An 8,327-nucleotide genomic window follows, 5' to 3' on the forward strand; every position below is an offset into this window, starting at 1 on the left:
GCAGCCTGGTCTCGTCGGAGATCGGGCGCTTGCCGCTGAGGGCGTAGCTGACCGTGCTGGACGAGACGCCGGCGTGCCTGGCCACATCGGCGAGTTTCACCATTGCTCCGGCTTCCTCCATGTCGTTCCGTTGAGGGCGTGGCCCGGTCCCGCTCCGGTCCCGGCCCGGCGGGGCGCGGCGAGCCGGTGCGGACCGCTCAGCCCTTGATCGCGCCGGTGAGGACACCGGTGCGCAGGTGCTTCTGCACGAACGGGTACACGATCACCAGGGGTACCAGGGTGAGGACCACGACCGCCATCTGCAGCGACAGCGGTGCGGTCTGCGCGTGGGTCTGCCCGAAGCCGGAGTTGACCGAGCCGGGCAGGCCGTTGGCCCGGTTGACGTAGGTGAGCAGCACGTACTGCAGGGGCCACTTCTCGCTGTCCGTCGGCATGTAGAGCATGACGTTGAAGAAGGAGTTCCAGTAGCCCACGGCGTAGAAGAGCGCGGTGACGGCGGTGACGGCGCGTGAGGTGGGTAGGACGACGGACCACAGGATCCGCCACTCGCCGGCGCCGTCCATCCGCGCCGCGTCGATCAGCTCGGAGGAGGTCTCCTGGTAGAAGGCGCGCAGCACCAGGATGTTGAAGACGGAGACCGCGCTCGGCAGGATCAGCGCCCACCACTGGCCGTAGCCGCCGAGGCCGGTGACGACCAGGAAGCTCGGGATCAGACCGCCGCTGATGAACATCGTGATGATCAGCAGCAGGAGGACGAAGCGGTGCCCGAGGGAGCGCGGCCGGGAGAGCCCGTAGGCGCACAGGATGGAGACGGCCATGGACACCGCGGTGCCGACCACGGTGATCCCGAGGCTCACTCCCAGCGCGGTGATGATCGTCGAGTCGCTGAGCATCTGGCGGTACGTCTCGGTGGTCAGGCCGTCCGGCCAGATCACCAGGCCGCCGGCCCGGTTGATGGCGCCGGGGGTGGAGAAGCTGGTCAGGACGATGATGTAGAGCGGGACCAGGATGACGGCGAGCATTCCGCCGAGGGTGAGGCCCTTGGCGGCCTGGCCGACGGCGGTGGGCGGCTCGTCCCAGGGCGGGCGGGCGGAGCGGGCCCGGCGGCGGGCCGCTGCTGTGGCGGCGCGGCGCTTCTCGCCCCGCGATCCCATGGTGAGTGCGTTCGTCATTTGCGGTACAGCCCGTCCTCGCCGAAGGCGTGCGCCAGTTTGTTGGCGCCCCAGATGAGCAGCAGCGAGACCACGCTCTTGAAGAGCCCGGCCGCCGCGCCGTAGCTGTAACCGCCGGTGGCGATGCCGTAGTAGAAGGAGAAGGTGTCCAGGACGTCCGCGGCCTCGTGGCCGACGGCGTCGCGTTGGACCAGGAACTGCTCGAAGCCCACGGACAGGGCGTTGCCCAGCCGCAGGACCAGCATCAGCACGATCACCCCGCGCAGGCCCGGCAGCGTGATGTGCCACATCCGCCGCAGCCGTCCGGCGCCGTCCGCCGCCGCGGCCTCGTACAGCTCGCTGTTGATCGCGCTCAGTGCGGCGAGGAAGACGATGATCCCCCAGCCGGCCTCCTTCCAGATCGCCTGCGACGTGACCAGCAGCGCGAAGGTGTGCGGGTTGGTCATGATGTCCCAGGTGCCGATGTCGTGCTGGCGCAGGAACTGGTTGAGCACGCCGGCGCCGCCGAGCATCTGTTGGAAGATCGTGACCGCCAGCACCCAGGAGAAGAAGTGCGGCAGGTAGACCACGGACTGGAAGAAGTTGCGGATCCGCTCGCTGATCACCGAGTTGAGCAGCAGGGCCAGGGCGATGGGGATCGGGAAGAACAGGACCAGCTGGACGAAGCTGAGGTAGAGGGTGTTCTTCATCGAGGCCCAGAACGCCGGGTCGCCGAACAGCTGCTGGAACTGGTCGAAACCGACCCATTCGCTGTGCCAGACCCCGACCAGCGGGTCGTACTCCTGGAAGGCGGTGACGATGCCGAACAGCGGCACGTAGTTGAACACCAGGAGCAGGACGACCGCGGGGACCGTCATCAGCAGGAGGGACTTGTCGCGCCGCAGCCTGGTCCGCCAGGTGAGCCGCGCAGGTTCGGCCGGGCGCTTGGGGGCCGCGGTGCTCACTGGCCGGTGCCGTACTTGTTGAGGACGTTGTCGGTCATCCACTGCTTGAGCCGCTCCCCGGGGCCGGAGCGCCAGCTGGCGATGGCGTCCTGTACGTCGGAGACCTTCTTCTTGCCGTGGTAGCAGTCCTTGATGGTGTCGTTGACGTTCTGCGCGGCATCGGCCGAGGCGATGGCCTGCGGCATGCTGAGGTTCATGCCCCAGAACGGCGGCTTGGTGAGGTACTTGACGTTGGCGGCCGACCAGCCCGCGTAGTCCCTGGTGACCTGCTCTCCGCCCGGGTTGCTGATCACGGAGCCGGAGGCGGCCAGGAACGAGTAGGTCGTCACCTGGACGTCTTTCTTCCCCTCCTCCGTGAAGGTCGGCATGCCGTTCACCCGGGTGTGGTGGACGCCCTCGACGCCGAAGTTGACCATGGTGTACTCGGCCGTGCCGTACGGCGCGGCGAGGTAGTTCGCGACTGAGAGCAGTTCCTGGATCTGCTCCGGCTTCAGACTGGCGTTGAGGTAGCTGATCATGCCGGCGGCGGCGCCCATGTAGATCACCGGCGTGCCCTTGCCGTCGGCGGAGATGGCGTTGAACGCGCCGCGCCGGTAATTCGGGTCCGCGGCGGTGCCGGACTGGTAGTCGGACAGGTTCCAGGCGCCGAGGCCGCCGCCGCCGATGAGCGTCTTCCCGCTGTAGAAGCGGGTGCTCCCGTTGGAGACGTCGCCGGCGAGGGCGTCCGGGTGCATGTAGCCCGAGGTGGCCAGGCGGTAGTGCCAGTCGAGGGCCTCCAGGAACTCCTGGGTCTCGAACGGGTGGACCAGCTTGCCGTTGTCGACCCTCCACCTCATGGGGACGTTCCAGGTGAACTGGTTGTAGGTCCACACGTCGTCGAAGGCCCACACGCCCCTTTTGGCGTCGGTCAGTTCCTTGCCGAGGTTCATCAGGTCGTCGGCGGACTTCACCTGGTCGACGGTGATGCCCCGGGCCTCAAGGATGTCCCGGCGGTAGAAGGTGGCGCCGGGAATGCCGAAGCTGGTGGCGAAACAGGGAATCCCGTAGAGCTTGTCGCCCCAGACGCCGTGCTGCCAGGCACCGGTGGGCAGCGCGGCCAGGTTGGGGTACTTCTTGATGTTGTCGCCGGACAGGTACGGGGTCAGGTCCGCGAGCTGGGTGCCGACCAGCCCGCCGGTGTTGAAGTTGGAGTTCAGCCAGGCCGGCAGGTTGATCCAGTCCGGTAGCTTCTTGGCGGCGGTCATCGTCGGGATGATCGTGTTGTAGTTGATGCCGTCTGTCGGCTTGACGGTCAGCTCGACCCCGAGCGCCTTGTTCATCGCCTGGTAGAAGGAGTTGTCGACCGGTGGGGCCGTGCCCCACAGCGGGGTGATCGCCGTGTAGCTGCCGCCCTTGCCCGGAACGCCGGAGACGCTGGCGGGAGGGGAAGCCGGGTAGGAGAGATAGGCCGGGTCGGTCGCGGCGTCGCCGGTGCCCTGCACGGAGGGGATGTCCGGCTTGACCGCGTTGGTGTTGGGTACGTAGGTCGGGAGGGCGGCCTTGAGGCCTTCCTTGGTGTTCGCCGCGGCCTTCTTGTCCGAGCCGCCGCCGCAGGCGGACAGCAGGGGTGCCATCGCGGCGGCTCCCGCGACCGTGGCGGCGGTGGTCAGAAAGCTCCTGCGATTCAACCCGGATCTCATGGTGGCGTGGCCCCTCTCCGTCGAAGCGTCGAAGCGCTTGAATGTTTCGGCGAGACTAACGACGCGTTACCGGTTGAGCAAGAGGCTGAACAAAATCAAAATCCTTTGTTTCCCGGGTAGTTGACAGGCCAGTTGGGTCGTGTCAGCGTCGAGGCGCTTCGACTTGACCACTGAGCCCAGCTGTCCGAGGGGTATTCCACGTGAGTTCCGTGCCGGCATCCGCAGCCGACCTGCCTTCTTTCCGCAACCCCACGCTCTCCCCGCGCAAGCGTGTCGACGACCTGCTCCAGCGGCTCACGCTCGACGAACGGCTCGCGATGCTCCACCAGTACGCGCCGGCCGTGCCGCGCCTGGGTCTCGGCCCGTTCCGTACCGGCAGCGAGGGCCTGCACGGAGTCTCCTGGCTCGGCGTGGCGACGGTGTTCCCGCAGGCCGTCGGCCTCGGCGCCAGCTGGGACGAGGACCTGGTGCGCGGAGTCGCCGAGGCGGTCTCGACCGAACTGCGGGCCTTCCACTACCACCGCCCGCCGGCAGTCGGCAGCCCCGAGCGCGGGCCCAACTCCCTGCAGGCCTGGGCCCCCGTGCTCAACCTGCTGCGCGATCCGCGCTGGGGGCGCAACGAGGAGGGCTACTCCGAGGACCCGGTGCACACCGCGCGGGTCGGCGAGGCGTTCTGCCGGGGCCTCTCCGGCGACCACCCGGACTACCTGCGGACCGCGCCGGTGCTCAAGCACTTCCTCGCGTACAACAACGAGGACGACCGCTGCACCACCTCCTCCGGGGTGCGCCCGCGCGTCCTCCAGGAGTACGACCTCGCCGCCTTCCGTCCCGTCGTCGCCTCCGGCGCCGCGACCGGCGCGATGGCCGCCTACAACCTGGTCAACGGCCGTCCCTGTCACGTCAGTCCGCTGATCGAGGTGGAGCTGCGCCGCTGGGCCCGGCAGACGGGCCACGAGCTGTTCGTGGTCAGCGACGCCGAGGCCCCCTCCAACCTGGTCGACCCGGAGCACTACTTCGACGACCACGCCGAGTCCCACGCGGCCGCGCTCAAGGCCGGCATCGACAACTTCACCGACCACGGCGAGGACAGCGCCACCGTGATCGGCCGGCTGCGCGAGGCGCTGGAGCGCGGCCTGATCGAGGAGGCCGACGTCGACCGCGCCGTCCGGCGGCAGCTCGAAGTGCGCCTGCGGCTCGGTGAGTTCGACCCCGAACTGGACCCGTACACGGGCATCGGCCCCGAGGTGATCGACAGCCCCGAACACCGTGCCCTGGCCCGGAGGGCGGCCGCCGAGTCGACCGTTCTGCTCAAGAACAACGGCCTGCTGCCGATCGACCCGGCCCGCGCACCCAGGATCGCCGTCATCGGCCCGCTCGCCGACACCCTCTTCGAGGACTGGTACAGCGGCACCCTGCCGTACCAGGTGGGCATCGCCACCGGACTGGCCGCGGCCCTCGGCGCCCACGGCGGCGAGGTCGTCCCGGTGGAGGGCTCGGACCGCATCACCCTCCGCTCGCGCACCACCGGTGAGCTGCTCGGGAAGTCCGCCTTCGACGTGACCGACTGGGGCGGAGGCGCCACCACCCTGCGCGCCGCCGACACCGGTCGGTTCCTGTCCCTCCAGGACGACGACGGCCTGGCGGCCGGTCAGGACGTGATCAAGAGCTGGTTCGTCAAGGAGACCTTCCGGATCGAACCGGACGGCCCCGACACGGTGCTGCTGCGATCGGTCTTCACCGGGCGCTACGCCGCCGTGGACCCGACCGACGGCCGGGTGAGCGTCACCGCGGAGAGCGCCGAGGACGCCGAGCGCTGGCAGCGCGAGCTGGTGCGCGACGGCATCGCCGAGGCCCGGGCGGCCGCCGCGAACGCGGATGTCGCCTTGGTCGTCCTCGGCAACCACCCGCTGATCAACGGCCGCGAGACCGAGGACCGCGCCGACATCGACCTGCCCGAGGGGCAGGAGGAACTGCTGCGCGCCGTCGCCGAAGCCCGCCCGGACACCGCCCTGGTCGTGATGAGCAGCTACCCGTACGCCCTCGACTGGGCCGACGAGCACCTGCCCGCCGTGGTGTGGACCTCCCACGGCGGGCAGGAAACAGGACACGCGCTGGCCGCGGTGCTGCTCGGCGGGGCCGAGCCCGCCGGCCGCCTGCCGCAGACCTGGTACCGGGGCGACGACCCGCTGCCCGCCCCGCTCGACTACGACATCATCAAGGCCGGCTGGACCTACCAGTACCACCGGGGTGCCACCCTCTACCCCTTCGGCCACGGGCTCTCCTACACCGACGTCGCCTACCGGGACCCGCGGCTGTCGCAGCCGTCGATCGGCCCGGACGGCGCGGTCGACCTCACCGTCACCGTGGAGAACCGCGGCCGGCGCGCCGGCAGCGACGTCGTCCAGGTCTACGTCCGCGCCCTGAACGCCCGCTACGAGGCGCCCCGGCTGCGCCTGGCCGACTTCCGCAAGGTCCGCCTGGAGCCGGGGGAGACCCGCGAGCTGACGTTCCGGCTGCCGGCCGAGCGGTTCGCCCACTGGGACGTCGCGACGGGCGCCTTCGCCGTCGACCCCGGCGGCTACGAGGTCGTCGTGGCGAGGTCGGCCGAGGACGAGGTCCTCGTCGTGCCGCTCACCGTGACCGGGGCGGCGCCGACCCCCCGCGCCGTCGTCGGACGGAGCGTCCAGGCCATCGACTTCGACGACCACACCGACATCACCATCGTCGACGCCACCCGCGTCGACGGTGACGCCGTGACCCCCACCGACCCCGGGCAGCCCGCGACGCTGCTGTTCCGCGAGGTCGACCTCTCCGGGGCCGTCCGGGTCGAGGTCGAGACCGCCCGCGAGGGCGGGAAGACGGGGCCGGCCCGGCTCGACGTCCGGTCCGGCGGGCGGGTGGTGGCCGAGGTCGAGGTGCCCGTGACCGGCGACCGCTACGCCTGGACGACGGTCACCGCCGACCTCGCCGCCCCGCTCGACGGCGTGCACGACCTGAGCCTGACCCTGCACGGCGACTACCGGCTCTCCTCCTTCCGGTTCGGTGCGGCCGGCTGAGGCCTCCCACCCCACAGACCGGCGGCCCGTCCCGAGGGAAGACGGGCCGCCACCCGTTCCAGCCCGGCTCACCGCCCGGGGCGATCCCGCCGGCCGCCTGGGCGCCGACCCGCAGTCACCAGCCGCCCGGAGGCGGCCCGCATGTCACTGCTCACACCCCATCACCTGACCTCGAACTCGCAGCATCCGGAGGGATCGCCCATGCCCGTCACCGACTTCGGTGCCGACGAACTCGCCGGCTACCGGCCCGAGTCGACCGCCCCGCAGGACTTCGACGCATTCTGGGAACGGACCCTCGCCGAAGCCCGCTCCCACGGCGGCGCGGTCAAGGCCGAACGTGTCACCGAGCAGTACGGACTGCGCACCGTGGAGGTCGACGACGTACGGTTCCCCGGCTGGAACGGCGAGCCGGTGGCCGCCTGGCTGCTGCGCCCGCGCGACGCGGAAGGCCCGTTGCCCGTCGTCGTCACCTACATGGGATACAGCGGCGGCCGCGGGCTGCCCACCGAGCACCTGTTCTGGTCCGCGGCCGGCTGCGCCCAGCTCGTCGTCGACAGCCGGGGCCAGGGCCACGACACCCCGGACCGGGGCATCGGAGACGGCACCCAGTGGGTCGGGGGCTTCATGACCAAGGGCATCGACTCCCCCGAGAACTACTACTACCGGCGGCTGATGACCGACTGCGTGCGTGCCGTGGACGCCGTCGCGCAGCTGCCCGGTCTCGACGCCGGCCGGATCGTCGTGGCCGGCGGCAGCCAGGGCGGCGGCCTGTCCCTCGCCGTCGCCGGGCTCAGCGGGGACCGGGTGGCGGCGGTGATGCCGGACGTGCCGTTCCTGTGCCACTACCGCGAGGGCGCGCAGACCGCCCTGGACGGGCCCTACCAGGAGCTCGTCAACTACCTGCGCTGGCACAGCCGGGGGCGCGTGCAGCAGGCCTTCGCCACTCTCGCCTACTTCGACGGCGTCAACTTCGCCCGGCGGGCCACCGCTCCGGCGCTGTTCAGCGTCGGTCTGATGGACCCGGTCTGCCCGCCGCGGACGGTCTACGCCGCCTTCAACCACTACGCGGGCGAGGACCGCACCATGACGGTGTGGCCGTTCGCCGACCACGCCGGCGGCTGCGGCTCGAACCCGCCCGTCCAGCTGGCCTGGCTGCGCGAGCGCGGGCTGGCGCCCACGTGGTGACGGCACCACCGTGACCCGTGCCCGGCTCACGAGAGACCTCATGAGGGTGAGCCGCACGATCGGCCCCGATGTCGGCCATGGGCAGCGTTTCGGCCTGGTCCGCGTCGACTACGACACCCTGACCCGAACCCCGAAGGACAGTTATGACTGGTTCCGGGGTCTGATCACCGCGCATCGTGCGCGGACGGAGGAACCTGCCCGATGAAGTTCACCGACGGCTACTGGTTGATGCGCCCGGGCGTCACGGCGCGGTATGCCACCGAGGTCGGCGATGTGCGTGCCGGCGAGGAC

At 70.4% G+C, this 8,327-nt stretch carries 6 protein-coding genes and 1 pseudogene; 3 read left to right on the forward strand and 4 right to left on the reverse strand.

Annotation, left to right across the window (positions count from 1 at the left end; translation table 11 throughout):
- The 4 genes from ACZ7BZ_RS38095 to ACZ7BZ_RS38110 form a co-directional block, all read right to left on the reverse strand.
- Positions 1–103: LacI family DNA-binding transcriptional regulator (locus ACZ7BZ_RS38095; RefSeq protein ID WP_470362390.1), on the reverse strand; the 103-nt coding region annotated here is incomplete at its 3' end.
- Positions 104–197: 94 nt separating this feature from the next.
- A complete protein-coding gene (locus ACZ7BZ_RS38100) occupies positions 198–1,172 on the reverse strand; it encodes a carbohydrate ABC transporter permease (protein WP_470362385.1) in 975 nt (324 codons plus the stop codon).
- Entirely contained in the window at positions 1,169–2,158 is a 990-nt protein-coding gene (locus ACZ7BZ_RS38105; RefSeq protein ID WP_470362386.1) for an ABC transporter permease, read from the reverse strand. Before ACZ7BZ_RS38105 ends, ACZ7BZ_RS38100 begins: the two co-directional genes overlap by 4 nt.
- Entirely contained in the window at positions 2,113–3,729 is a 1,617-nt protein-coding gene (locus ACZ7BZ_RS38110) for an ABC transporter substrate-binding protein (protein ID WP_470362387.1), read from the reverse strand. Before ACZ7BZ_RS38110 ends, ACZ7BZ_RS38105 begins: the two co-directional genes overlap by 46 nt.
- A gap of 266 nt (positions 3,730–3,995) precedes the next feature.
- Here ACZ7BZ_RS38110 and ACZ7BZ_RS38115 point away from each other — a divergent pair, with 266 nt between their 5' ends.
- The 3 genes and pseudogenes from ACZ7BZ_RS38115 to ACZ7BZ_RS38125 form a co-directional block, all read left to right on the forward strand.
- A complete protein-coding gene (locus tag ACZ7BZ_RS38115; protein ID WP_470362388.1) occupies positions 3,996–6,851 on the forward strand; it encodes a glycoside hydrolase family 3 C-terminal domain-containing protein in 2,856 nt (951 codons plus the stop codon).
- A 201-nt stretch (positions 6,852–7,052) separates the two neighbouring features.
- Positions 7,053–8,036, forward strand: coding sequence for an acetylxylan esterase (locus ACZ7BZ_RS38120; RefSeq protein WP_470362389.1), 984 nt, complete (start codon positions 7,053–7,055; stop codon positions 8,034–8,036).
- Positions 8,037–8,106: 70 nt separating this feature from the next.
- Positions 8,107–8,241 (forward strand): annotated as a pseudogene (locus ACZ7BZ_RS38125) (family 1 glycosylhydrolase); the annotation flags it as partial.
- Positions 8,242–8,327 lie beyond the last annotated feature (86 nt).

This window comes from Kitasatospora sp. NPDC036934, from assembly GCF_055608425.1.